Consider the following 25,166-nt stretch of genomic DNA (forward strand, 5'->3'; position numbering starts at 1 on the left):
CTCGCTTCCGGCTTACGCCTCTTGTCCTACAGTTTCATCAACGATACCCAGTTCTTCCTTGATCCAGTCGTAACCGTCCGCTTCCAGACGCTCAGCCAGCTCAGGTCCACCGGATTTAACGATGCGTCCTTGCATCATGACATGTACGAAATCTGGCTTAACGTAATTCAACAGACGCTGGTAGTGAGTAATGATGAGGAAACCGCGCTCTTCGGAACGCATAGCATTGACACCGCTAGCCACGATTCTCAAAGCGTCAATATCCAGACCGGAGTCGATTTCGTCAAGAATGACGATTTTCGGATCGATCATCATCATTTGCAAAATTTCATTCCGTTTTTTCTCACCACCGGAGAAACCTTCATTCAGGTAACGGTGAGCAAACTCAGGATTCATTTCAAGTTCCTTCATTTTGCTTTCCATTTGGCGGATAAATTTAATCAGGGAAATTTCCTGTCCTTCTTCACGGCGTGCGTTAATTGCACTACGCAAAAAGTCGGAGTTGGTTACCCCTGCAATTTCACTCGGATACTGCATAGCCAGGAACAATCCCGCACGTGCGCGCTCATCCACTTCCATGTCCAGAACATCTTCTCCGTCCAAAGTTACTTTGCCATCTGTGACTTCATATTTGGGATGCCCCATCAAAGCAGAAGCCAATGTACTTTTACCCGTTCCGTTAGGACCCATGATGGCATGGATTTCTCCGCCCTTCATTTCGAGGTTGATGCCTTTCAGAATTTCCTTGCCTTCAATGGTCGCTTTGAGACCTTCAATCTTAAAGTTTGTAGCCATATTCGGAATACCCTCCAAAATTTGTAGTGTGGTGTCGAAATCAGAAAGTATATTTAAACAGGGGAGCCCCCTGATTTCAAGCAAGCGAAATATTTAAAAATTTATTTATAATCATTCTAAACTGATTCTCAATGATTCTCAAGTTATTTTATAATAAATATCTTTAAGGGTGCAACCAACAGACACACGTTAAGCGACTTTCTTCATAAAATATTCATACTAACTCAGCTCACAAATGGCAAAATACCCATCTAAATACGAAGTGTGTTTAAAAGCCAACATGCTGAACAATGAAGAAGAAAGGTGCATTTTACCGTGATTTTCTGCTTCCTATTTTATATTATAGCGTAATTATTCATCATTACCGCATATCCCATCATAATCGTACCCCATCTATGAAAAAACATTAAAATGCTGTAAATTGTCTTTTTCAGCCATAAAAACGCTACCGACAACATGATGTCAGTAGCGTTTTTACATGTGTAGCGCTTATTTCAGAACACGGTCCCACTTCTATCGGGATAAGAATTTAACTGTCAGAATCAAGCTTTCAGCATCATTGTTATGGTTAGCCCAGATAAGAGCGAAGCATCCACATATGTTTATCCAGATCCGCCTTATAACCAATCAGCAAATCTGCGGTTGGCTGATCAGAAGTACTTTCTGCCAATTCAATCCCTTCCTGAAATTCCTCACAGACGGTGGCAAAGTCCTCAATCAGCGTTTGTACCATTTTCGGCGCATCCTCATTACCACTTGCCTCGTGAATCGAGGACAACTCCAAATATTCTTTTAACGTTGCGGAAGGAGAACCTTTCAGCGCCAGCAGGCGTTCAGCGATCTCGTCCATTTTTAGCGTAATTTCATTATATAGCTCTTCAAATTTGACATGGAGTGTAAAAAAATTGGAGCCTTTCACATACCAGTGATAGTTATGAATCTTCACATATAGCACATTCAGATTAGCCACCTGACGGTTTAACAGTTCTTCCACCGATTTCGTTTGCGTATTTTTCGAGTTGCTTGTTGTTTTAGCCATAATAAATCCCTTCCTTTTTCATCAAATTGATCATTCAGGAACGTTTACACATTCATCCACCGTCATTTTGACGGGAAGACGCCAGCGGGCACGGTATTTCGCCTGCCGGACGTCTGTTTATTATTTACCCTTCCAGTATAGAGACGAAACAAAATAACAGAGTTCCTGAGTGCTCTTCCGGCGTTTCGTAAAAAAAATGTACAAAATTCAAGCGTTTTTCGTTATACTTGGCTCTATCCAAGCAAAATGGTTGGTTTAATCTTTTAGTATTTTTGGAAAATCGACTTAAGCACATTTTATGGAGGTGACTTCGTTGTCCCAATATCATCCTTTAACAACAGAAGAAGCAATTGAATTCGTGAAGGGCATCCCCGGATTTTTTAGTCAGGACGCCCGTCTGGAATGCCGAGAAATCGGTGATGGTAACCTGAATCTGGTTTTTCATATTACGGATTCTGAATCTGACAAGAGTATCATTGCCAAACAGGCGCTTCCCTATGTGAAAATTGTGGGTGAATCCTGGCCGCTGTCACTGGATCGTGCCCGTATTGAACGCGAGGCACTTCAGCAGGAGCACCACATTTGCCCTGAGCTGGTTCCTGCGGTACTCGGCTATGACGATGAACTCGCCTTGACTGTGATGGAGGATCTAAGCTCATACACAATCATGCGCAAAGGATTAATCGAAGGAAACACATATCCGCATTTCGCTGACCATATTGGAGAATTTCTGGCACGTACGCTCTTTTTCACCTCGGATCTGGGCATGAATCAGCAAGACAAAAAAGAGCTGGTCAAGCGCTTTATCAACCCGGATCTTTGTAAAATCACCGAGGATCTTATTTTGGATGAGCCTTATCGGTTTTCGGACAATAACAACTATGGTTCGTACATCGAAGACGAGGCTGAGGCACTTCGTACAGATCATGCCATTCATCTGGAAGTGGCTTTGCTGCGTGAGAAATTTCTGACGCGAGCAGAAGCGCTACTGCATGGCGATCTTCATACGGGTAGTATTTTTGTAACAACGGAGTCCACTAAAGTCATTGATCCCGAATTTGCCTATTACGGACCGATGGGCTTTGATATTGGAGCAGTAATTGCCAATCTGCTGTTGAACTACGCAGCACAGCCCGGATGGACTACTGGTGAGACAGCTATGCAGCAACGGCGTGACTGGCTTTTAGAGACTGCCATTCAGGTATGGGAGCGGTTTGAGAGCGGGTTCCGCAAACTGTGGGACGAGCATGTTACCGACCACATGGCCCGCACACCGGGATATCAGGACTTGTACCTCCAGAAAGTGCTGCAAGATACGATTGGCTTTGCAGGCTGCAAGGTCATCCGCCGCATCATCAGCTTGTCGCATGTGGCCGATATAGATACGATTGCCGATCCTGCGATCAAGGAAGCAGCGGAAAGACTGGCGTTATCTATAGGAAAAGCCTTGGTTCTCCACAATCGCGAGGTGCATTCGATCCATGAATTGGGAGACATTATTCAGACAGCAACGGCTGCCCAAACTAAAGGAGCTTAATGGATATGAGTGAAAATAAAGAATCTGCGACTAAAGCTTCCAATGAAGCAATCGTGCCTGGTCAGGCTCTCTCGTCGCTTGTATGGAAAGGTGACCACTTGTCCATGCTGGACCAGCGCCTGCTGCCCGAATCCATCGTGATGCTGGATTTGTTCACAGCCGAGGAAGTGTGGGATGGCATCCATGCCATGAAGGTACGCGGTGCGCCGGCCATTGGTATGGCTGCGGCCTACGGCGTCGTGCTAGGTGCTTCCGCTTACGGCGGAACCGATGCTGCTGGATGGCTGGAACATGTACACAGCGTTTGCGGGCATTTGGCTACATCACGACCGACCGCGGTGAACCTGTTCTGGGCACTGGACCGTATGAAGAAGCGGGCCAAAGAACTAACGGCCGAAGCGACCGGAGGACGGGTCGAAGATTGGAATGCCGGATTGGAGCGTGAAGCAATATCCATTCAGGCAGAGGATGAGGAAGTATGCCGCCTGATCGGCGTCCATGCTTTACCTCTATTCCAAGACGGCATGGGCGTGCTCACTCACTGCAATGCAGGCGGGCTGGCGACAGCGAAGTATGGGACGGCGCTCGCTCCCATGTATCTTGCACATGAGAACGGCATACGCCTGAAAGTGTTTGCCGACGAAACGCGTCCTGTGCTCCAAGGGGCGCGACTGACGGCTTTTGAACTTCAGCAGGCTGGTATTGATGTAACCCTGCTGTGTGACAATATGGCTGGCATGGTCATGGCCAAAGGGTGGGTTCAGGCCGTCATCGTCGGCACGGACAGAGTCGCTGCCAATGGCGATGTTGCCAACAAAATCGGGACTTACAGCTTAGCTGTGCTGGCCAAGGCGCATGGTATTCCTTTTTATGTAGCTTCACCGCTATCTACAATTGATTTGCACACGGCAACAGGCGTAGACATTCCCATCGAGGAACGCCCTGCTGAGGAAGTTACCGAAAGCTTCGGCAAAAGGACGGCTCCACAGGGTATCAAGGTCTATAACCCGGCTTTCGACATTACACCTCAGGAATACATTACCGCCATCATTACCGAAAAAGGGATCGTTCAAGCTCCTTTTAGCGACAGCCTGGCTGCTTTATTTGCAGATTAATTTGTCTGGGCCATGTAGCTCGTATGAAGGTTGAAACGTTTTACTTGATAAAATGTAACTTTTCTATTGAAAAAACCGGAGCGAAGTTGCCCCGGTTTTTTCGCGTTTTTCTACCTTCGTAGAGCAAAAGCTCCACCCCTTAGACCAGCTTCAAAAGCGCCTCATACCCTGGCATACCCGGCTTAATCCCAAGCTGCTCCGCTTCCGTCGTCACCGACTCCATAGGCGCTTCCAACAATTCGCGCAGCGTTTTTACACCCACAGCTCGTGCGGCAAGAATTTTCCGATCTCCCAGCCGTTCATTCAGCAATCCGACATCCAGTGCGCCGCACATGATGTAACCACGGGAATTGGAGATGGTCAACAGCGTTGTTTTAGGCAGTTTGACCTCAACTCCGATAAATGTATGCTCACCCACCTGTACGGGTTCCATGTGTATCATTGTCCTCACGTACACCTCCTCTTTGTTCATCCGGGATATTTTATGCAGCATTTGCGCGTGAGTGTGGACACCCGTGGATATGTATTGAATTTTAGTACACTAATTTTTGTAAAGTCATTTTCCTAAGCCACGTCAAATTTGACACGTTTCGTTTGATACAAGGTGCATGAAATTGGCATACACCCTGTTCATTTAATTAAGTATGTAAAAAGTGTACTACTGTCAATAGAATGGAAACTGGAAATCGAGAAGTTCAAGCGGGTTTTCAGTACAAGTATTCATACTGATTTAAAGTTTCACAACATGGAGAAGAAATGAATTTGATTTATTCTAGGATTCTCAATTCTCTGTGTCCACTTTCTAATCTAAATCCAGGATTTACAAAATTGGACTTCCAATGAGTAGTAATTCAATTATCTTTAGCATATGTTAAATTGCATCCCCTTTATTCAGACAGGATAACTCTACAAAAAAGCCCACCTCTTTATACAATCAAAGAAGTAAGCTCAGATATAAATTATTTTGTAACATCAATTATTTTCTTAGCAATCAATCGACACGCTTCAATACTTTTATCGAACTCCTTTTTAAAAGATTGTGCAAATATAAAATGAATTTGTTCGGCTAATTCATCTACAGAGTTTGTTTCATTACTTTTCTCATAAATTTTACGTATTTCTGAATAATATTCATCCTCTAATAAAGGATATATTTCGATTGGATTCCATTCATTAATGATTTGTACGATATCAGTGTCCATTTCTATATACCCCTACTCTCCAAATAACGATTTAGATAGTGCTTTATATGCATCATCATACTTACTCTTAGGAATAACTGTAACAAGTGTCCCATCGCTAGCAACTACAGCGGCACCTTCTTTTGAAAAAAACAAATGCTTACTACCATTATTCTGGGAAAGGGACTTCCCATTCTCTACCCAAGAATCTGCCATTTCTTTTGTTACGCCTCGCTCTTGCATTCTTTCTAAAGCATGATTTGAAGAATTAGACCAATTTATATGTGTTCCCGGATTCTCAACCAGTGTCCCTGATTTTCCAAAAGTATCACCTATCTGTGCAATTTCACCTTTTCCCTGAGTGTTAGGCACACTTTCTGCCTTAGCTCCCGAAGAAGGAATGGATTTTGATGAACCCCCACCTTCTCCCTTCATCATCTGCCACAATTCCGCTGAGCTTTTCCCTATTCCGCTTGCGCCTTTATATGCAGTGGTGCCTCCATGAGCCGCCAAAGCCGCCGATCCAATCAATCCCGGGATTCCCACGATGCTCCCTACGCCTGAAGCTGAAACAACGGCTGATAATGTTTCTCCACCCGCTCCAACCACCACCTCACCAGCACCCTGTAGTGTTGTAGCTACGTGACCGAGAATTTCACCTACTTTAGCTGCCATTGGATGATCATAGTCCCGTTCTTTATCAGGTAACATCCCCAAGGTTAAATCTTCCTGAATAGCTCCTTTTGCTCCCTGAGCCGTATCCCATAATATTTCACCTTGAACCCTGCTAGCTTCCATCTGAGCTTCAGCCTTGGTAATTTCTTCTTTACCGATCTGTTCAAAGATTTTATGTAACCAACCTTCACCGCTGGATGCCGTTTTAATAGGTGCACCATTCCCCGGTACATCCAATACGACCTTTTCTCCGTCTACCTGTGTGAAGTTTTTTGAGATAAAAATAAGTTCCTGGGCTACCGTAGATAATCGTTCAAGCGTCACACTCATGGATTGTTGTGCTCTTTGGAAGTCTTGGAAGAATCGCTGACTTGTCAATCCATCCCATCCACCTTGGACGAACATCATTTGCCGATTCAGTTGGTCACACATATGTCCCATTTGCTGTTTGCCCTGCAAGAACTGGTCAGCCACTTGCATCAGCTTGTCAGGTGGAACCAATATTCTGCCCATTTGATCACGCCCACTTTAATTTAGATGGAAATAAGCTTATCAGAAGGGGCGATTTAGGGATATCCATCTATTATCCTGAAATTCCCTTTTTAATAATGTGACAAATGGACTGAGATAAAACAGAAACTACCATGACTAAATAGGTACAAATACATATAGTATATGGGAACACCAAAGGTCAACTTGATAGTTGGTCATTTAACTAATACTAATGAAAAAGAAAACTATTTTAATCATTGTCGGAGCCGTCTTAGCAAATCAAAAAGGCTAGACGGACAATCCCATCTAACCTTCTGTATTGATCATAAGAATTTAATGATCTGCTTCAATAACTGATGTGAATTTAAATCATCTTATCCCTATTAGGGATGATTAAATTTCGCCATGATGTGTCGGTTGATAACTAGACCCTTTATCTGGAAATTGTAAAGGTATAGTCACTACTGCTACTAACATAAAGCTGGCTACTAAAAAGGTTAGAATAATTTTACGTTTCATCTTCATCCACCTCATTAATCAAATTTCTGAAAACTGCCCTTGTCTCAGCAGAAGCATGTTCTTGAAAAAACTCAAACAGTCTCATACATTTAATTATATACGATTTATTATTGATTAATGTAGATTTTTCCAAACAACTTAATAAAAATCTAAAACCATCAGAAAATCTTCCTTTGGTCAAATAGTAAACTGTTAATTCCTTCGAAAAATGTATAAAACGTTCTGTTATGAATCGTTGCGTATAAAAGCTTTCGATGCTTTGTTCCTCCAGATAAGATGAAATATCCACCTCAAATTGCTTTAGAATATCATCTACATCAAAATGATATTGGTTAGCAGCCTCAACTATAATATCAAGTGCGGGAAGAACTTCATCTTTTCTTGATGAAAAATAAGCAACATAATCGGGAAGCACGTTTACTTCACCCGCAAGAAGCCTATTCACATAGGTATTGGCGTTTGCCCACTCCTTAAATTGATTTTTCCATTTTAGGGTCGTTTCATCTTCTTCTTCCACCCAGCTTAAATCGGCATATTTCTGGATATGCTGGAGCCCTGTTTCATAATCTTTCTTAGCATCACAAGCTTCAGCACGAATTAAATGTGAAAATGCCCAGTATACAAATGGAGGGTAAAAAGACTTCTTTCTATGTTCGCTCTTTGCATGATACTGTTGATCGATTTTGTATTGTATTTCTGCTTTATTTCCCAAAGTTGTAGCAAACTTATTGGCCTTATCCCACTTACGCAATGAACGACATGTATTCACTAAATCCCTTAACGCATCTAGCTGATCCGCTTCATCCAAGCGCTCAACGTAAGTTTGAAACTGAACTACCGCATCATAGTTTTCCTCTTGATTATCACCTTGTCTAGCCACAAATAATCGGTACTGGCACACAGCCAGACGTTCTGAATATTGCTTTTTCTCACTTACAGCTACATTTTCATAAAGTATAGCTGCCGCCTCATATAACTCTTCTTTAAAGAGTTCTTCAGCAAGTTCGAATAAGGATTCTGAGTATCCCAACTTGTCCATCAATAAGTTTACAACTTCATGAATACAGTCCAATTTGTTTAATCTCGCACAATTATGTAAGAAAGGACTCATTCGACGCCAATTCGGGTTAGCTTCCGCTAAATACTCATGCACATATCGTTCATAATAATAGCCGACAGGATGCCCCATTGCTTTTGTGATTCGATCTAGTTGATCGACTGAAAAAGTGCGGTTCCCATTAATGATGCTGCTCATCGTACCAGGATTCATGTCTACTTCTCTGGCTAAGTTGCTTAGAATTAAATCATTATCTTTCATATGATTGGTTATCTCTGTGAGTATCGTGGCTGTATTAGACAAAATAAACCACCCCTTAAAAGGAACTTGTTAGGAATCAACTCATTAAAAAGAAGGCTATTGCAATCCAATGATAAAACAGACTTACTGCAATACATTGTACCATCTTCTGGAACAATATCATATACCTCTCATATATTTACTTAAGATACCTTTTCGGATTAACTCCTTTTTAAAAGATTGTGCAAATACAAAGTGCATTTGTTAGGCTCATTCTTCTACAGAATTTGTTTCTGGAGCTGAAACGACAGCTGATAATGTTTCTCTCCACCTGCTCCACCCCGTACTTTATAACTTTTTCAAAAACTGTGGTGGTACAAAATCAGAAAGCCAAACCTCGTTGTTTGCATAATAAAACTTCACATTATTAGCTAGAGCACTTGTCGTGTTAACTTCCAGAATCGCCAATTCTCCACGTCTACTGCCTGCTAACGTTGCAAATTCAAGGGTCTCGGACAAATGGACGTACTCTCTCCCCATTGATTTAATTCCTTCTGTAAGGATCTTCTCTATAACCATAGTATTTGTACCATGATAGAGAACAATTGGGGGTTGAAATTCCTTATAGTATAGTCTTCCCGCGCTGTGGCCGTAGTTAGCCCGTATGTACCCATTAACAGTTTCATATCGCTTTTTTGCACAATTCGTTACGACTTGATTGATATCCTCTTCTCTTATATCCGACCACCTATTTTCTGATTTTATTGCTTCAACTAAATCCTGGACATCACAATACCCTTCATGGTTCAACTTAACCCCAAATTGTTCTGGTGTGTGCCTAAGTATTTTGCTCATGAATTTACTAAGTCTCTCTTCTTGCTTAGGTGACAACATAACTTTCTCCCTTTGAATTAAAACCGAAAACACCCCTTATCAACATCATTATTACAACCTTTCGATTCATAAATCAGTTTCAAAGTGTAACTTCTACAATATCGCCATGAAAGCGACCAAAATGTACCGCCCTATGAATGAATAAACCTTTTATTATAGGAACAATATACCATATAACGGTACACTTGTTCGATCATTTATTTAGGATATTAAATAACAACACTCTACAGATGGGTTTTAGACGATGGATTGAAGAAAATTCACGATCTGCTCTTTATGATGCCTGTCATGATACACGAACATTTCTTGCAAAAAGCTTTCCATTGTATACGGCTATTATGGAATTGACTTATAAAAACTGATTCTGAAACCATTTTGAGCTTCCAAATCAACCGCTTACCCATCTGAGATCTCAGCAATCGTTGCCAAGTGAATTCCTCCTGTCTCATATTAGAGCGAGAAGTTCTAAATCAGATTGATTTCAATTCGTACAAGCCATTTTGAAGCGAAAGACTGGCAGGACATGTACCTTTAATCAAGACTTTGGTGTTGTACTCGCGTGGCATCCTATCGTCCGGGAACCAAGGCCGCTGCTTGTCTATTACAATTAATAATCCTTCCGCGTCCCCTAGAGGAGTGAATTGCGGCCCAGCTCCACCCCATGAATCAAGTTGGAACACTTCTGTGATGGTTTTGCAACATTCCGGAACATTATCGACTGGAAGGCCAATCTCACTTATACGAAGTAGAGCCTTTGGCCCGAAAGCTTCATCTACAGCGTTATCGAGTGAATGGTGAGCGATGAACTCGATGAGGTTATGATCTGGATCATAGAAGTAAAGTGCTGTTGCATTCCAGCTTTCGAAAAGAAACTCATCCTCTCCGGTTCTTGAAATCAATGAGATACCCCGGTCGATTACCCATTGTTTTGCTTCAATGAACTTATTGGTTGGAATCGCAAACGCAACGTGATAAAACTCATCCTCCATGAGGGAATCTTCCTGAAAAGCAAGAACCGATTCGCCAGCTCCAAATGATAACCGTGAAGCGGTTTCCTCCAGAACCTCCAGACTCAAGAGAGAGCCGTAAAAATCTTTCATGGCTTCAAATCTGTGTGTATTCAAGAGCACTTCTGTTATTTTCATCGCGTTCGTCATCCTCCTTAAAATAAATGATTTTTGCTCAAGATAGCTTGATTACATAAGCCGTAGATTGATATCCAGTGTCCTTCATGACCCCTGTTGGAATCAACAGCTTTTTACCGGAAGGGCTCCAGCGTAGCTGGTCACTTATACCATTATCGCCCAAGACCGGAGTTTGCTCCCCTGTTTCTGCTTCTGTAATGAAAAAACGGTATTTATCTCCATCCTCAGAAACCGCATAGGCCAGCTTGCTGCCATCCGGCGACCAGCTTGTTCCAAACAGTTGCGTACCCGTAGCCAATGTGGACAGCTCTTTCCCTTTGATATCGCAGAGTACCAATACGTTCTCCCCGGGTTTGGTGTGTTTAACAACCGCCAGCTTGCTGCCATCCGGGGAAGGAAGGACCACCCAGACATCTTTTTTCAGGACTTCGGATTGCCTGGTTTCTGTATCATAGGCGATCATTTCCCCCATAGCGACATAGTAGATCGTATTTCCCGACTGAGCCACGCTAGAAACACTTCTCTGTCCAGTCTTGACCGCGACTTCACTTTTTCCATTCACGTCAGCCCTGATAATGTCCCCTTCCATATTGGGAAAAATAAAGTGACCTGTATCCTCCCATACGCCTTCCCCGGCCATAAACTCCGCATCGTACATCTTCACGGAAACGCCAGTTTCAAGATTCATGATGTAGCCTATTCCTGTGGATTCATACAATTGCTGATAAAGCATATGCTTCCTGTCAGGGGACAGCTTTGCAAATCCGTAGCTTTTCTCCCCCTCCAGCAGCGGCGTCTCCCCACTGGAAGCAAGATCATATTGATAGAGGTTATGTGGATAACGTTTTTCTCCCTCAATTATCACGGGGGAAAGCTTCCTGTTCTCTTTATCAACCGCAAGCGCGCCTTCACTCACCCAATCCATCCCGCGCACACCCTCGATCTTAGCAATGCCCTCCAGCTTCAACTTGGTGTATACGGATTCAGTGGTGTTATCCATCACGGTAATCTTTTTGCCGGACTTCTCTACGACCTGCCGCGCCTCTGTGTTTCCTGTACTGCACGCAGTCATGGACAGAAGAATTGCCGTGGCGAGCAGAATGAGTCCTGTCTTGCCCAGCTTGCTGTGGATATTTGCGTTCATTGCATGATTCCCCCTAAAAACGTTGTACAGCATGGACATGATTGAATTCGATTCATACAAAACTCGCTGTGGAGCCTAATCATGATGAGTCCTGTGTAGCCTTAGCCTGCTCTAAGCATACCGGAGGAGTATTTCCAAACCACAGCTGCTTGTTTCCAAGTTGTAAACTTTTTGCGTAGCTTTGATACAGAGTGCAGACCTGTTAAGATGTGGCCGGAAAAGATAGCTCAAAAACCGAACCTTCGCCTTCCGAGTCCAGCAGCGTAATGCTTCCATTCTGCTTCTCGACCAGATTGCGCACCAGTGACAGTCCCAGTCCCGTGCCGCCCGATTGCCTGGATCGGTCGCGGTTGACCGTGTAGAAGGGCTCGAAAATCCTCTCTCTGGCTTCCTCAGGAATGCCTATGCCGGAATCACGGATCGTGATCCTTACCCGGTTGTCCCTAAGCTCGCTGTGAACATGAATAGTTCCTTGAGGAACATTGTATTTGATCGCATTATCCAGCAAATTAATAAAAATATGCATAAAGCTCTCTTTATCAATCCAGATGTGGGCTGGCTCCGCATCGCAGGAAATAGTGATACCGAAGCGCTCTGCCTTGCCACTCATACGTGCACAAACATCCTGCAGCCCCTCTGCAACCTCCAACAGCTCGGCCTGTGACTCAAAATCATATTTTTCCAGCGCCGACACCTGTAGCACCTTCTCCACCATTTCATATAGCCGCTGAGTTTCCTTGGCGATGCTGGCCTTGGCTTCCAACAGCAGCTTGGGATCATCGTCGTACATATTCAGCAGATCCACGTAAGCTTTAATGGAGGTCAGCGGTGTCTTGAATTCATGGCTAATATTGCCGATATATTGCTTCTGCTGCTGCTCCAGCGCCTGGAGCTTGTGGATAGCCAGTTGCAGCTTCCGTTGCTCTTCATCCTTAGCAGCAATACTCTGCTCAATCTCCATGCTCATAAAGTAGATGCCCTCGGCCAGCTCGCCCAGTTCATCCTTTCTCCTAAGTGGAGGAGCCTGAATATATTCGGCGCGGCGGATATCCTCTGCCGCCTTTTTTAACCGTCCAATGGCTGCGGCTGCCCGGTTAAAATACAAATATCCAATGATGAAGCTTAGCAAAAGCACCGCGATCCCTGTAGTCAGGAACAAATTCTGGAGGGTTCGTAGAAAACTCTGCGAGCTTTTGAGTGAATATTGCAACTGAACTACCCCCATTTGTTCCTCTGGCCCTTGGAGCGGCGCCAGATACAGGAGTGTGTCCCCCACAACCTCATATGCAATTTTATTTTGCAATGCATAGGCCAATGCAGCATTTACTCCACTCTGCTGGTCCACCGCTGGATGATCTTGAATTGAGGTGCCCACCTGGAGTCCCTGCGCATCATATAGCGTGACTCCCAGTCCGGTAAATCCGGCCAACTCTGTAGCCAGCCCCCGGCCCCGCTGTTTCATAAATGTCTGTGGGTCCAACCGCGTACCCGTATAATAAGTCTGCTTCACTCGCAGATTAACCGTTTTGACGTGCTGGGCCAGATAAACCTCGGTTTGAGTCTGCTGGTTCTTTTCCACCCCTTGAAGAACGAAATAGCTTAGCACGCCTAGAGCAAGAATAAGCAGTACAGCCAGGAACAGACTAAATTTCAGCTTGATGCTAATTCTCATGGATAATCACCGCTCATCTTTTCTTTATTTGTCTCCTTTTATCTCACTCAAAAGCCTGGCATTTACATTCAACGCTGAAAATTGAAATAGCACTTCCTTTTCATCCAATACCTTACTTTTCGCTATTTCCAAATAGAGCTTGGGCTGGTCCCGAAATGCTCTTGCACTTCCAATAGAGTACGCCTTCTTAAGATAATCATGCGCCTCCAACGGTTTGCCTTGAAGAAGGAGCGTTTCAGCCATCAAAATATAAGGATTGGCATCCACAATTCGATAACCGGTGATTTCCAAATCAACAATCTCTTCATTTAAAAGCTCTGCGGATCGCTGAGTTTGACCGTTAAAGTTGAGAATTTGAACGTATTGATGCAAGGTCAAGCTTGTAATTCCCCATTTATGCTTAGGTTCAGGTATCAGGTCCCAAGCCTTTTGCGCTTTTTCCTCAGCCATTTTACTGTCTAATGGGAGTCTACCAGCGGCTTCCTCTCCAAGCTCCCAAATAGCCTCTTCCAACTGCAAATCCAAGTCATAATACATCCGAATATTCATCGGTTTACCTCCAATTGATCATTTCATTCTCAACATAATTCAATACCCCATCCGTTTTCATCTACTTCTTTTGGTTATGGTTCAATGCAACGACAATTGTGATGACTAATCCGATCAGCGTCACCAGCAATGTACCGAACATTATCATTAATGTCAGTGCATCTTTAACCTCCACAGGCATCACCTCCTTGGCAGGAGACTAGCCGACCGCCCATCTAAGCCAATAGAATGGTTAAAAACATGATAGCACACGATATTAGTAGCCTGAAACCAAGTCTCTGGCTTCGTCTTCTGCCTTTTCAATAGCTTCAGCTAAAGTCATTTCAGGTTTCACTTGTTTGTACTGAATGGCTTTACTATATGTACCCCCTGCCTCGCTCCACTCCCAATATGTATGAACATCCACAGACTCCAAAAAGTAGACCGATAACGCCTCTACAGGGTTTACAGCATATAAATCCATGAACTTCTGGTTTGAAAGCTGATCGCGCTTAAGAAATTCATTTTTCATATTGTATAATAGATTCAATACATCTTCGTCATTCACATTCACGATGCGATTCACAAATGCATTGCGTCTTTCCACGTTATTCAATATGATTTGGATAGCGTTGCATATATGCCAAGCCTCCGGGCCAATACTGAGCATATGAATTAAATCGTTCGTAGTAAGGTCAGGATGAAATGGGGCTGGCTGAATTATTCGTGTCCACACTTCATCGTTCCCATTCTCAAACACTTGAATCGCATCAGTAACATTCACCCCAATGGTCTGCCATTGGCGGTTGAGGGCATCTGTAATGTGATAGTAGTGCAGCCCGGCTTCTTCGTTTTCTTCTGTTTGCTCCCAAACCTGTTCCATACGAACAATGGTTTTGATGGCTTGTTTGTTGGCTTTAGTGTTTTGCATCATGGTATCATCCCCAATTCTATTTTTGGAAAAATGGCAATAGCAAAGCCAAGGGTATGTTGTACATCCCTTTGATAAAATGATAATATGTTACGAACTAATTGCACTTTCATGGTGCAACTTTACATAAACACAATATATCATATGCACTTTCATAGTGCAATATTTTATTCTAAGTCATCTGGAGGCCTCTATGGATCAACAAAGCTACATTTTACATTGCAAGTTGGATGAGATTTTAAAACAGCACGATAACATGTCTGTTCTGAAATTATCTGAGGAAATTGGACATCGCAGAACTACTATTATGGAACTGGTGCACAATAGCAATATGGAAAAAAAGAAAATATCAGCTACCTTAATCACTAAATTGTGTGTTTATTTCGATATCACTCCTAATGATTTATTTGAAATTCGTAAACTTAATGAATAACATTTAGTGTCATACAGTTTGGACGGAACCTCTGGAGGTTTTTTAATGGATAATAAGGATTGGGTCTTATATTGTAAACTGGGAGAAATAATTGAAAAGCACAATGTGTCTGTATTGAAGCTATCTGAGGATATTAACCATAGAAGAACAACGATTATGGATTTAATGCATAATAAAGACATGGAGAACAAGCGTATACCTGCCTCTCTTATCACTAAATTGTGTGTTTATTTCAATATCACTCCTAACGATTTATTTGAAATTCGTAAGCTCTAAATAAAACGGGGACCCGTAAAATATAGACTCTGAAAAGAGTTATTTTTACGGGTCCCACGTTTATGTAATTAGTAAATAATTATCATTAAAAAGCTCATTCCGATCTCCGAAGACGCTTTATAAAGGAAAGCACTCCCCAGACGAACAACCCCAAAATGCCACCAACGATTAGGAGGGTAATTAGAATAGTGGTCCATTCAAAATGCAATCAACATCACTCCATGCATTATTTTATGGTCATCATGTAGGGTACTCTTCTAATGTCTCTCCATATTTTAACTCACGTTTACTTCCTCTGCATTCGATTTGAACATTTTTACTTCAGCATTTTGCATAATTCGATTCCCAACGCTCGAAAGTACAATATATAGACGAACTAAACCGTTTCAATCTATATATTGCTGATTTGAAATCGCTCTTGGGATTTATGCAAAATGCTCATTTTTATGATGATTGTTAAAAAAGCCAGAAGTGTAAACATTATTCCGCTCCAGATAAGCTGGTGTATTCCCAAGTGTGAGATAAACCAACCGCCAATTGAAGCCCCTATAGTAATGCCAAGATTAGAAAATGAAACAAACAAGCTGTTTCCAAATTCGGGAGCTTCTTTCGTCTCTGTCGTTAGCCATGCTTGGCTAATAATAAGCCCTCCGGAATGCACTGCCCCCCAAATAAAAAATTCCCAAAAATCATGATGATTCCAAAGACCATCAACATGATACTAATCCATGACCCATTCATATGGGTGACCTGACCAAGATATTCAGCAAAGTAGCTGTACACAGAGAACATAGCTGCAAAGATAAAAATAACGGTCACGATATTGAACCATAATTGAGGTTTACGTAGTATACCGAGCTGTTTTCCATAAGACATTTTCTCTTTAACCGGCATAGAAGGAAGCCAAATGAGGATTCCTGTAAAGGCAATCATGCTGACAACAGCCCCAAACAAGAAAGCGGCTTCTAACGATATTTTTTCTGCGAGATAAGAAGTTAAAGGTACGCCAAAAGCAAATCCGACCGTTATTCCGGCGAAAACCTTGGTGACTGCTTTACTGCTTTTTTCCGGCGGGACAAGTTTGGCTGCGGTCACTAAGGCAACCGAAAAAAAGACAGGATGAAAAATAGCAGGGAGAATGCGGAAAATGAGCATCATATTGAATTCGGTCGTAAAAGCATAAACCATATTTGAAATCACAAAACTGAGTACAGCCGTTAAGAGAATGACTTTGCGATTTATACCGGAAACGAGTAAGGTCAGGAATGGACCTGAAATAGCAACGACTAAAGAAAATACACTTACAAGCCCGCCTGTGAAGTCGATATATTAAAATTTTGAGTGACCTGGGGTAAAACACCTATAATCCCCATTTCCGTTGTAATAATGCCGAATGCGCCTAAATGTTCGGTGAAAATATAGTATTAGACTGGGACCATTGATTTAATACGGTTTTTGATTTGAAGAATCGTCAGCACATGAAAAATAAGTTTTAGACTGCCGCTGTTGTCATTCAACTAACGTCCCCCGATAGCTTAACATCGGTATCAGTCGTGGTGAGTTCACAAACTAATTCTTCAAATGAATCCATTTTTTTGATGGGTAACTTGCAAACGAAATATAGATGCATATTATAGGTTGTCAACAAAATTCAAATAATTTTCAGTGCTTTTTTCCACAGTTTCTTCAGATCGATCATATTCCTCACCATAAAATGCAAAGAACGAACGATAATCTGCATCGCAATATAGGAATGTCATTTTAAATGGAACCAGTATTTGTTCAAGCGTATATTGATATCTTCCGTTTTCGTGATAATCTAGCTTTTCGATTCCTGCAGATACACCTAAAGCAACTTTACGATTCTTGAATTTATCTCCTCCATTTGAACCAAAAGCCCATCCATAAGTTAAAACATCGTCAAACCATTTTTTTAGGAGAGGCGGACAATTAAACCAATATATAGGGAACTGCAAAACAAGATTACCATGAGATTCAACCAATTTTTGTTCCTTTTCCACGTCGATGTTTCCATCAGGGTAAACTTTAGACAACTCGTGAACAGTATACTTTTCTGGATATTTTTTCAGTTCTTCTACCCATCGCTTATTAATGACGGATGTTTCCATGCTGGGATGCGCTACAATAACAAGAGTTTTCAAAGATTTGTCCTCCTTAAGTATTATTTATATCTTGATAATAAAATGAACGCTAGAAATATGAAAGTATGCACTTTTAGTACAGATACTTACATAGAGGTAAGTGTTTTTTTACTGGTTCCACGCTTTTTATCACCAGAGAATTAACATAGAGGATTCCGCCATGCTATCCTGCTCGTTAGCTTAACGCAGTACCGGCAGTCTAACACTTTATTTTCTCAGTCTACATCTTTATTTTCCGAGTCTAATACTTAATTTACTTTGAACACTAAAGCCAAAATAATAATAAGCAAAGAGTTATCCTGTTTCATAATTAAAAGTAAGCCTCCATCATATTTATATATACAGATTCATAGATATATTTTACAAAAAAAACCTCCTTTCTGTCTATAGTTCCTTTTGAATGTACTCGGCAAATTCCTGTATTGTCTTTTCGTTCCGACGATAGTACGTCCACTTCCCAATTCGCTCAGACTCCAACAAACCAGCTTTTTGCATCGTTAATAAATAACTTGAGATAACAGACTGTGCAAGTTCTGCTTTAGCCTGAATATCCCCCACACATACACCAATTCGAAGATTAAGCCCTTGCTTTAAATAAGCCTGTTCATCAAAAAATTCCTCTGGATTTTTTAACCACAGCATAATTAGACGGCGTGTCTCATTAGACAAAGCTTTATAAATCAATGACGGTTCCATACAGTACATTATATCTACTTTATTAGATTTGTAAATATAAAATCCAGATAGCTTTGCAGAAGAAATGAATTAAAACTGCAACTGTCTATATAAAAAGAGGCTGTTTCCCCCACGGAAAATCCGCTTGGAAACAGCCTTTTTGCGTACCACTTCAACTACACTGACTTACTACGATTGGAGCGATACATCAAGTACAGGAAATACGGCGCACCGATCAGAGCGATCAGCAGCCCGGAAGGAATCTCCGTTGGCGCAAGCACCGTCCGTCCAATTGTATCAGCCAGCACCAGCATCACCGCTCCCAAGATGCTTGACAGAATAATGGAACGGCGTACATGGTGCCCGATCAACGTACGCACGATATGGGGAGCAATCAGCCCGATGAAGCCAATCGTACCCACGCAGGCTACCGCTCCTCCCGCCAGCAGCACACCCACTGCCATCGCCAGCAGCCGGGTGCGACGCACCGGAAGCCCCAGTCCCATGGCGCTGCTATCGTCAAATACCAAAAGATCGAAGCGGCGAGCTAGCCACCAGGCTACTGGCAACAACACGAGCAGAAAGGCCAGAATCGTCGTCACCTGCGCCCAGCTTCGAGCGTAGGTACTGCCCGTCAGCCAAATATAGCCCGTACTGCCCCACAGCGAGCCTTGGATAATTAGCACCTGAATTCCGGCTGCTCCGATCGCTGATACGGCGATGCCGAGTAATATGACAACAGACGGATTCAGATGTTTGTTCCAGGATAGAAAGAAGATCACTGCCGCTGAAACTGCCGCTCCGGCGATCGCAGCAACTGGCAGCACATAAACAGGCAGTCCGGGCCAGACGATGATTACTGCAAGCGCGCCGAATCCCGCTCCAGAAGAAACCCCGATGATCGAGGCATCCGCCAAGGGATTGCGAACAGCTAGTTGGATCAAGACACCGCTCACTGCAAGCGCGATACCAGCCCCGGCCGCCACCAGCGTGCGTGGAATTCTAAACTGCAGCAAAGCCGAATTCGCGCTCTCGCCGCCAAACAGCCCGGACAGCAGATCGCCCACCGGAATGCGCATTCCTCCAAACATCAGGCTGAATACAGTTAGCAGCACGGCCCCACACGCGAGCAATGTGACCAGCCTGCCATACGGTAATTTCCGAGAGCGAACACCTATGTTCATTGAAGACTGTCCGCCGATGCCAGAAGGCAGTTTCATCCTCCACAGGATAAGCCAAATTAGCCAAGGGGCCCCGATTAATGCCATTACTGCTCCGGTCGGCAGATCCATGCTTGATTGGCGGACCATTTTCGCCAGCACGTCAGCGCCCGTCAACAACAGTGCTCCCCACAGGAAGGAACCAGGCAGCACCCAGCGATGCATTTTCAGGCCGCTTAAGCGCACCAAATGCGGAGCCACTAAACCTACAAACCCGATAGGTCCAATGACGCTGACTGTAATGGTCGACAGCAGGACCGCCAATACAATTCCCGCCGCCCGGGTCAAGCCCACCTTTTGCCCGAGGGACGTGGATGTGGACTCATCCAGATCCAGCACATCGAATTGCCTCGACAGCAAAACTGCGATAACCGAGAGTCCTACAACCCAGGGCCAAGCATAAGTAGTGCCACTCCAATCGTTTTGCACCAACGAACCGGAACCCCATAGAAACAATCCCTGCGTTTCAAAGGAGTAAAAAATATGTAATGCTCCGGTAAACGAACCGAGCACCATAGACACAATGAGGCCAGCAAGCGCCAGCCGGATCGGACTGCCAGCTCGTCCCCCGCCCATAAAGTAAGCAAGCACCGCCGCCAGCAGGCCACCGATGGCGGCAAACAGAAACGGAGCCTGATGCAGCAATCCGGGAAACATCACCGCGCCAAGCACAACCACAAAGTAGGCACCGGCGTTGATTCCAAGTGTATCAGATGCCGCCAACGGATTTTTGGTGATGGCCTGCAACAATGCACCAGCGATCGCAAGTGCACCGCCAGCCAAGATTCCGATAACCGTGCGCGGCATCCGCAGATCCCAAACCATATTATGATCTAGCGTATTCTGACGCTGGGTCAACGCCTCAATTACTGTGTGCAGCGGGATCGGGGCCTCTCCATAGCACAAGCTTACAAAAAAAAGCACAATGAGGACAGCCAATCCACCCCCAAAAATGCTTCCTACACGCCAAGCCTTCGACAAATTCGTTCTGTCTGCTCGGGTCATTTCGTCAGAACTCCAACCACCTGATCAACCAACACTTTGGATGAGATTGGGCCCCCGAACGTCCACGTTGTTCCGTCCAGTGGATAGGTCCGTTTTTCTTTGACGAAATTCAGTTCTTTCCAGACTGAATTGTTCTTCATCGCGGCTCCGAATACATCGTCCGTCTTCTGCGTAATGTAGATAAAATGACTGTCCTGTACCGCCGGAAGAGCCTCAATACCAACTGTGCTGAATCCATATTTCTCGGTTTTGTCCGACTTCCAGTCATTCACCATACCGATTTTCGCAAGCGTTTCCACTACAAGCGAGTTATCCTTGAACATCCGTAGGCTGGCAGCATTTTGAACTGTGGAAGCCTGAGCCAGCGCATAGTGGAAGTCTGCTTTATCCGCTTTTTCCAATGTAGCCTTTGCTTCAATATAATGCTGGTCAAGGTCAATTAGGACTTTATCAGCCTGCTCCGTTTTTCCAGTAGCCACAGCGATCTGCTTAAAGATTTCAACCATGCGATCATAATCATAACCTTTTCCCTTGAAAAAATCGTATTCTATCGTTGGTGCGATTCCCTTAAGCTGTTCGTAGATCGCTGCATTATTGTCTGTGTTTGAGATAATAAGGTCCGGCTTGAGCGCCGCGATCGCTTCCAAATTCGGTTCGCCCCGTGTACCGATATCAGTGACCGAACCAGCCAGTTTCGCCTCCGGCGTTACCCACAGCTTGTAGTTTTCGTTGTCCGCATTACCAACAGGCTGCACACCCAGCGCGATCAGGTCTTCGGTAAACGTCCATTCCAGGACAACAACACGTTCCGCTGGCTTGTCCAGCTTGACTTCCCCGTGATCGTCTTTAACCGTAACCGCCCCGACCACTTTGCTGGTCTGCTCAGACCCCGAAGTGGCTCCCGGCTTCGAACTATCCCCGACTGATCCGCAACCCGCCAATACAATAGCAAAAACCGTAAACAATAATAGGCCATTTAACATCTTTTTCATTTCTCTCATTCACCCCTGCATGTATATGTCTCATTAGAAAATGATAATCATTATCAGTAAAAGAGTATAGGGGTTGATGATTTTTGTCAACAAAGATTGTACTAAAGAAACGTACTATGTCGCATTGGAAAGCTCCATCTGCCCGCTACCCGGAATTCCAAATTGAATCGCAAACGGGTTCCGTATATGATAGCTTTATCATTGTTTTTAAGGGAGGCTTCATTTACGTGGCAGTATTAATCAACGAGCAAATAAAAGCTTCCGAGGTCATGCTCACTGGACTCAACGGTGAGAAGATCGGTATCGTCTCGAGAGAGGAAGCCTTGGCTATGGCCCGATCCAAAGGAATGGATCTGGTCTGTACATCACTCATGAGCAGTCCTCCGCCATGTAGCCTAGTAGCTAAGGGCAAGGGAAAAGCGCTCGCGCAGAAGGAAACCGGAACACGCAAGGCGAGCGGTGGCAACATCGCTGGAAAGAGCAGTAAAGAAAAGGTCAAGGAGCTTCGCTTCACTGCTCATATCGAGGAACATGACTACGATACAAAGCTGCGCCAAGCAGACAAACATCTGCGCTCCGGCAAGCCGGTGCAGTTGGTCGTAAAATCGTCCGGCGCGAAGGAAGCGGCCGCCGCCAAAGCGGTGTTAGAGCGGCTATTGGTCGATCTGAAAGAAGCCGGAATAAAGGAAACCGGAATCCAGACGGGCGGCAAAGGCTCACAGGTGAAATTAAATCCGCGTTGAGTAAATCAGTATCGTTTCTTTATCCGGCGAACCCCATCTCAAAGCAAAAACAGGCTGTTTACACAGAATGAAAAACGGGCCGTTTTGGCCCCCTTCTACCTTCCTCATCAAATTCATAGTGATAACCATACAGCAGGGTCCCTGTTTTCCACACACTCAATTATCGAAAAATTTAACTTGCTGGTGACGTTACGTCACCAAGTATACTAACCTAGTAGGCTATACTGGAAAATCAATGCATAGGAAGGAGGGAGAACCTGTTGAGCAAAGGAGATTATTTATCGACTGGGCAGCTTGCCAAAAATACAGGTATGACACTCCGAACTTTGCGATATTACGATCAGATTGGACTATTGACCCCGGAAGACCATCATTCTGGCTCTGCTCGCAAGTATACGGTAAAGGAACTGAAACGACTGCAGCGGATTCAGACGTTGAAGTATGTCGGGCTATCTCTTCAAGAAATTAAAGACATCTTAAACGCAGAGTTGATATCCGATGGAGACATCAGACATTCGTTGGAAGCACAGCTCGATATTCTCCAGAAGAAGATCGCTCATACGGAACATATCGTCCATGCTATTCGAAAGGCTTTGGAAAAGTTGGCCGATGGAGCAGATTTGGATCGCTTCGCGGAGCTTATACAAGCCGTACAGAAGGAAGAGAATTGGGGGGATCAATATCGGACGGCCACCCGTTTGCAAGCACGGATTAATCTTTACGACAAGTTCAGTACGAATCCTCAAGGCTGGCATCGTTGGGTTTTTGATCAACTGGAAGTGGCACCGGAAGCCCATATTCTCGAGTTGGGTTGCGGTGACGGGACCTTTTGGTTAAGAAATGCCGAACGAATTCCCAATAGCTGGCGCATCACGCTTACCGATATCTCCAGCGGAATGGTGGAGGAAGCACGTTGCCGCTTAGGAAGCAGCAATACAATGTTTAAATTTTTGTCGGCTGACGCCCAACAGCTCCCTTTTCACGAAGAGCAATTCGATGTGGTGCTTGCTAACAATATGCTTTATCATGTCTCGGACATCCCCAGAGCGATCGAGGAAATGCACCGTGTTCTAAAGCCCGGTGGACTAGTTTGCACGTCGACGATGAGTACGCAACACCTTCAGGAGCTTGAGGACTTGGCGGCTTCCTTCGACCCCGATCTTCGCGTATTAGACCAAGCGATTCATCGGTTCCACCTAGGTAACGGAATGGACTTGCTGTCTTCATGCTTCTCAAATCTTCTGTTGCTCCATTACGACGACCGCCTGATGGTAGACGAAGCGGAACCCCTGATCGATTATATGATTTCGACTCCGATGAATGCAAGGGAACGACTTGTAGGAAAGGCCATCGATATGTTTCGTATCCATGTCAACCAAAACCTGAAGCAGACTGGAGTCCTTCAACTGACGAAAGAAAATGGAATATTACTAGGGAGGAAATGAACATGAAAGCAACGGGGCAACAACCAGGAGTACGGATCGTCAAAGAGGAGCTTTTATCGGATAACTGGTACATCTTAAAGAAAGTCACGTTCGAGTATGAAAAAAACAGTGACCAATGGGAGACACAATCCCGTGAAGTGTATGACCGCGGCAACGGAGCAACAATCCTTCTCTATAATCGAAAAAAACAAACCATAGTATTGACCAGACAGTTCCGAATGCCAACCTACCAGAACGGTAATGAGACGGGAATGCTTATCGAAACCTGTGCGGGTCTGCTCGATAAAGAGACACCTGAGGAAAGTATCCTGCGGGAAACGGAGGAAGAGACAGGGTACCGTGTGGACTGTGTACAAAAGGTTGGTGAGGCCTACATGTCGCCTGGATCGGTTACCGAAATCCTGTACTTTTTTGTAGCAGAGTATAACGAAGATATGGCAACAGGACTGGGTGGTGGACTCGAGGATGATCAGGAAAACATTGAAGTGGTAGAGCTTCCTTTTATTCAGGCGCTCAATTTGGTCAAAAGCGGAGAAATTCGTGATGCCAAGACGATTTTGCTGCTCCAATACGCTCAAATCCATGGTCTTTTAAAGGAAAAAACAAATTCGTTGCATATTCTTATAGCGGGACCTTATCGTTCTGGAACGTCAGATGATCCCGTGCTGATCGAGAAAAATGTTCAGTTCATGAATGAAATTGCTCTTCAAGTTTATGAAACTGGGCATTTACCGGTTCTAGGGGAGTGGTATGCATTGCCCCTAATCGACACAGCTGGTTCCACTTCTTTGGGAGATGAGGTTTTCAACCGCATTTTCCATCCGTCCTCCATTCGCCTGCTAGACCACTGCGATGCAGTGCTTCGAATTGGAGGACCCTCGCAGGGTGCTGATGAAATGGTAAAGGTCGCAAGAGAGAAGCAACTGCTTATTTTCGAACATCTTGAGGATCTCCCACCAGTAACCCAACCCTAGACTTAGTCCATCTATTGCTAAACCTAAATCACTCTGAACACTTTACATGCTCCAACACTTACCACTCAAATGAGCTTGCCGTTATTTATGCTAGGGTTCCACCGTGCTATCTATAACGGCAAGTGAAAAAGAGCATCCCGACAGAATACCCCTTCCCTGAAATCACTTGTCAGCGCAGATGAAGCCGCTAACGGAGTCTTATGTTATCCACTTTTCTTCACTTTCCATACATATTACAATTAAATTCCTTTAGAACATGCTTTCTGAATGTAAAGAG

At 44.0% G+C, this 25,166-nt stretch carries 25 protein-coding genes and 1 pseudogene; 7 read left to right on the plus strand and 19 right to left on the minus strand.

Going from position 1 to position 25,166, the window contains the following annotated elements; translation table 11 throughout:
- Positions 1 to 12: 12 nt before the first annotated feature.
- Entirely contained in the window at positions 13 to 795 is a 783-nt protein-coding gene (sufC, locus tag ACWXW9_RS13780) for a Fe-S cluster assembly ATPase SufC (protein WP_025685365.1), read from the minus strand.
- 568 nt (positions 796 to 1,363) lie between these two features.
- Positions 1,364 to 1,834, minus strand: a complete 471-nt coding sequence (locus ACWXW9_RS13785) for a Dps family protein (protein WP_494929864.1) — start codon at positions 1,832 to 1,834, stop codon at positions 1,364 to 1,366.
- Between the two features lie 313 nt (positions 1,835 to 2,147).
- Between ACWXW9_RS13785 and mtnK the strand changes: the two genes are divergently transcribed.
- Both mtnK and mtnA read left to right on the plus strand, forming a co-directional pair.
- Positions 2,148 to 3,371, plus strand: a complete 1,224-nt coding sequence (gene mtnK, locus ACWXW9_RS13790) for an S-methyl-5-thioribose kinase (RefSeq protein ID WP_494929865.1) — start codon at positions 2,148 to 2,150, stop codon at positions 3,369 to 3,371.
- A 5-nt stretch (positions 3,372 to 3,376) separates the two neighbouring features.
- Positions 3,377 to 4,486 (plus strand): S-methyl-5-thioribose-1-phosphate isomerase, encoded by a 1,110-nt coding sequence (gene mtnA, locus ACWXW9_RS13795; RefSeq protein WP_494929866.1) that lies wholly within the window; start codon positions 3,377 to 3,379, stop codon positions 4,484 to 4,486.
- 139 nt (positions 4,487 to 4,625) lie between these two features.
- On the opposite strand, the gene ACWXW9_RS13800 is transcribed toward mtnA, so the two are convergent.
- The 12 genes from ACWXW9_RS13800 to ACWXW9_RS13855 form a co-directional block, all read right to left on the minus strand.
- Positions 4,626 to 4,928, minus strand: a complete 303-nt coding sequence (locus ACWXW9_RS13800) for a YunC family protein (protein ID WP_134914362.1) — start codon at positions 4,926 to 4,928, stop codon at positions 4,626 to 4,628.
- Between the two features lie 517 nt (positions 4,929 to 5,445).
- The gene (locus ACWXW9_RS13805) at positions 5,446 to 5,688 is read right to left on the minus strand and encodes a DUF1871 family protein (protein ID WP_494929867.1); all 243 of its coding nucleotides are present in this window, start codon (positions 5,686 to 5,688) and stop codon (positions 5,446 to 5,448) included.
- A gap of 12 nt (positions 5,689 to 5,700) precedes the next feature.
- Positions 5,701 to 6,855 carry a WXG100 family type VII secretion target gene (locus ACWXW9_RS13810; RefSeq protein WP_494929868.1) on the minus strand — a complete coding sequence of 385 codons (1,155 nt, stop codon included), beginning with the start codon at positions 6,853 to 6,855 and terminating at the stop codon, positions 5,701 to 5,703.
- A gap of 372 nt (positions 6,856 to 7,227) precedes the next feature.
- A complete protein-coding gene (locus ACWXW9_RS13815) occupies positions 7,228 to 7,353 on the minus strand; it encodes a hypothetical protein (protein ID WP_494929869.1) in 126 nt (41 codons plus the stop codon).
- A complete protein-coding gene (locus ACWXW9_RS13820; RefSeq protein WP_494929870.1) occupies positions 7,343 to 8,713 on the minus strand; it encodes a transcriptional regulator in 1,371 nt (456 codons plus the stop codon). Before ACWXW9_RS13820 ends, ACWXW9_RS13815 begins: the two co-directional genes overlap by 11 nt.
- Positions 8,714 to 8,998: 285 nt before the next feature.
- Positions 8,999 to 9,544, minus strand: a complete 546-nt coding sequence (locus ACWXW9_RS13825; protein ID WP_494929871.1) for an RNA 2'-phosphotransferase — start codon at positions 9,542 to 9,544, stop codon at positions 8,999 to 9,001.
- Positions 9,545 to 10,014: 470 nt separating this feature from the next.
- Entirely contained in the window at positions 10,015 to 10,689 is a 675-nt protein-coding gene (locus tag ACWXW9_RS13830) for a VOC family protein (RefSeq protein WP_494929872.1), read from the minus strand.
- A 37-nt stretch (positions 10,690 to 10,726) separates the two neighbouring features.
- Entirely contained in the window at positions 10,727 to 11,833 is a 1,107-nt protein-coding gene (locus tag ACWXW9_RS13835; RefSeq protein ID WP_494929873.1) for a TolB-like translocation protein, read from the minus strand.
- 202 nt (positions 11,834 to 12,035) lie between these two features.
- Entirely contained in the window at positions 12,036 to 13,505 is a 1,470-nt protein-coding gene (locus ACWXW9_RS13840; protein WP_494929874.1) for a sensor histidine kinase, read from the minus strand.
- A gap of 24 nt (positions 13,506 to 13,529) precedes the next feature.
- Positions 13,530 to 14,030, minus strand: a complete 501-nt coding sequence (locus ACWXW9_RS13845) for a hypothetical protein (RefSeq protein ID WP_494929875.1) — start codon at positions 14,028 to 14,030, stop codon at positions 13,530 to 13,532.
- Positions 14,031 to 14,115: 85 nt separating this feature from the next.
- The gene (locus ACWXW9_RS13850) at positions 14,116 to 14,229 is read right to left on the minus strand and encodes a putative holin-like toxin (protein ID WP_222934653.1); all 114 of its coding nucleotides are present in this window, start codon (positions 14,227 to 14,229) and stop codon (positions 14,116 to 14,118) included.
- An 81-nt stretch (positions 14,230 to 14,310) separates the two neighbouring features.
- On the minus strand, positions 14,311 to 14,967 hold the full coding sequence (locus ACWXW9_RS13855) for a hypothetical protein (RefSeq protein WP_494929876.1): 657 nt from the start codon (positions 14,965 to 14,967) through the stop codon (positions 14,311 to 14,313).
- Positions 14,968 to 15,157: 190 nt separating this feature from the next.
- On the opposite strand from ACWXW9_RS13855, the gene ACWXW9_RS13860 reads away from it, so the two are divergent.
- Both ACWXW9_RS13860 and ACWXW9_RS13865 read left to right on the plus strand, forming a co-directional pair.
- Positions 15,158 to 15,397: a helix-turn-helix domain-containing protein gene (locus ACWXW9_RS13860; RefSeq protein WP_430043208.1), complete on the plus strand. Its 240-nt coding sequence runs from the start codon at positions 15,158 to 15,160 to the stop codon at positions 15,395 to 15,397.
- Between the two features lie 45 nt (positions 15,398 to 15,442).
- The gene (locus ACWXW9_RS13865; RefSeq protein WP_430043210.1) at positions 15,443 to 15,673 is read left to right on the plus strand and encodes a helix-turn-helix domain-containing protein; all 231 of its coding nucleotides are present in this window, start codon (positions 15,443 to 15,445) and stop codon (positions 15,671 to 15,673) included.
- 391 nt (positions 15,674 to 16,064) lie between these two features.
- Here ACWXW9_RS13865 and ACWXW9_RS13870 read toward each other — a convergent pair.
- The 5 genes and pseudogenes from ACWXW9_RS13870 to ACWXW9_RS13890 all read right to left on the minus strand — a co-directional run bounded on the left by ACWXW9_RS13870 (position 16,065) and on the right by ACWXW9_RS13890 (position 21,727).
- Positions 16,065 to 17,091, minus strand: a pseudogene (locus ACWXW9_RS13870) (MFS transporter).
- 213 nt (positions 17,092 to 17,304) lie between these two features.
- Positions 17,305 to 17,835, minus strand: coding sequence for an NAD(P)H-dependent oxidoreductase (locus ACWXW9_RS13875; RefSeq protein ID WP_283655318.1), 531 nt, complete (start codon positions 17,833 to 17,835; stop codon positions 17,305 to 17,307).
- A gap of 384 nt (positions 17,836 to 18,219) precedes the next feature.
- Complete coding sequence (locus ACWXW9_RS13880) at positions 18,220 to 18,531, minus strand: ArsR/SmtB family transcription factor (protein WP_283655317.1); 312 nt, start codon at positions 18,529 to 18,531, stop codon at positions 18,220 to 18,222.
- Between the two features lie 155 nt (positions 18,532 to 18,686).
- The gene (locus ACWXW9_RS13885) at positions 18,687 to 20,735 is read right to left on the minus strand and encodes an iron ABC transporter permease (protein WP_494929877.1); all 2,049 of its coding nucleotides are present in this window, start codon (positions 20,733 to 20,735) and stop codon (positions 18,687 to 18,689) included.
- Positions 20,732 to 21,727: an ABC transporter substrate-binding protein gene (locus tag ACWXW9_RS13890; RefSeq protein WP_494929878.1), complete on the minus strand. Its 996-nt coding sequence runs from the start codon at positions 21,725 to 21,727 to the stop codon at positions 20,732 to 20,734. The genes ACWXW9_RS13885 and ACWXW9_RS13890 overlap by 4 nt, the downstream gene beginning before the upstream one ends.
- Before the next feature lie 227 nt (positions 21,728 to 21,954).
- On the opposite strand from ACWXW9_RS13890, the gene infC reads away from it, so the two are divergent.
- From infC to nudK, 3 genes are all read left to right on the plus strand, one after another.
- Positions 21,955 to 22,470, plus strand: a complete 516-nt coding sequence (infC, locus tag ACWXW9_RS13895; protein WP_494929879.1) for a translation initiation factor IF-3 — start codon at positions 21,955 to 21,957, stop codon at positions 22,468 to 22,470.
- 260 nt (positions 22,471 to 22,730) lie between these two features.
- Positions 22,731 to 23,915: a MerR family transcriptional regulator gene (locus tag ACWXW9_RS13900; RefSeq protein WP_494929880.1), complete on the plus strand. Its 1,185-nt coding sequence runs from the start codon at positions 22,731 to 22,733 to the stop codon at positions 23,913 to 23,915.
- 2 nt (positions 23,916 to 23,917) lie between these two features.
- A complete protein-coding gene (nudK, locus tag ACWXW9_RS13905) occupies positions 23,918 to 24,889 on the plus strand; it encodes a GDP-mannose pyrophosphatase NudK (protein WP_494929881.1) in 972 nt (323 codons plus the stop codon).
- The last annotated feature ends 277 nt before the right edge of the window (positions 24,890 to 25,166 follow it).

This window comes from Paenibacillus sp. LT-B23 (assembly GCF_059417685.1).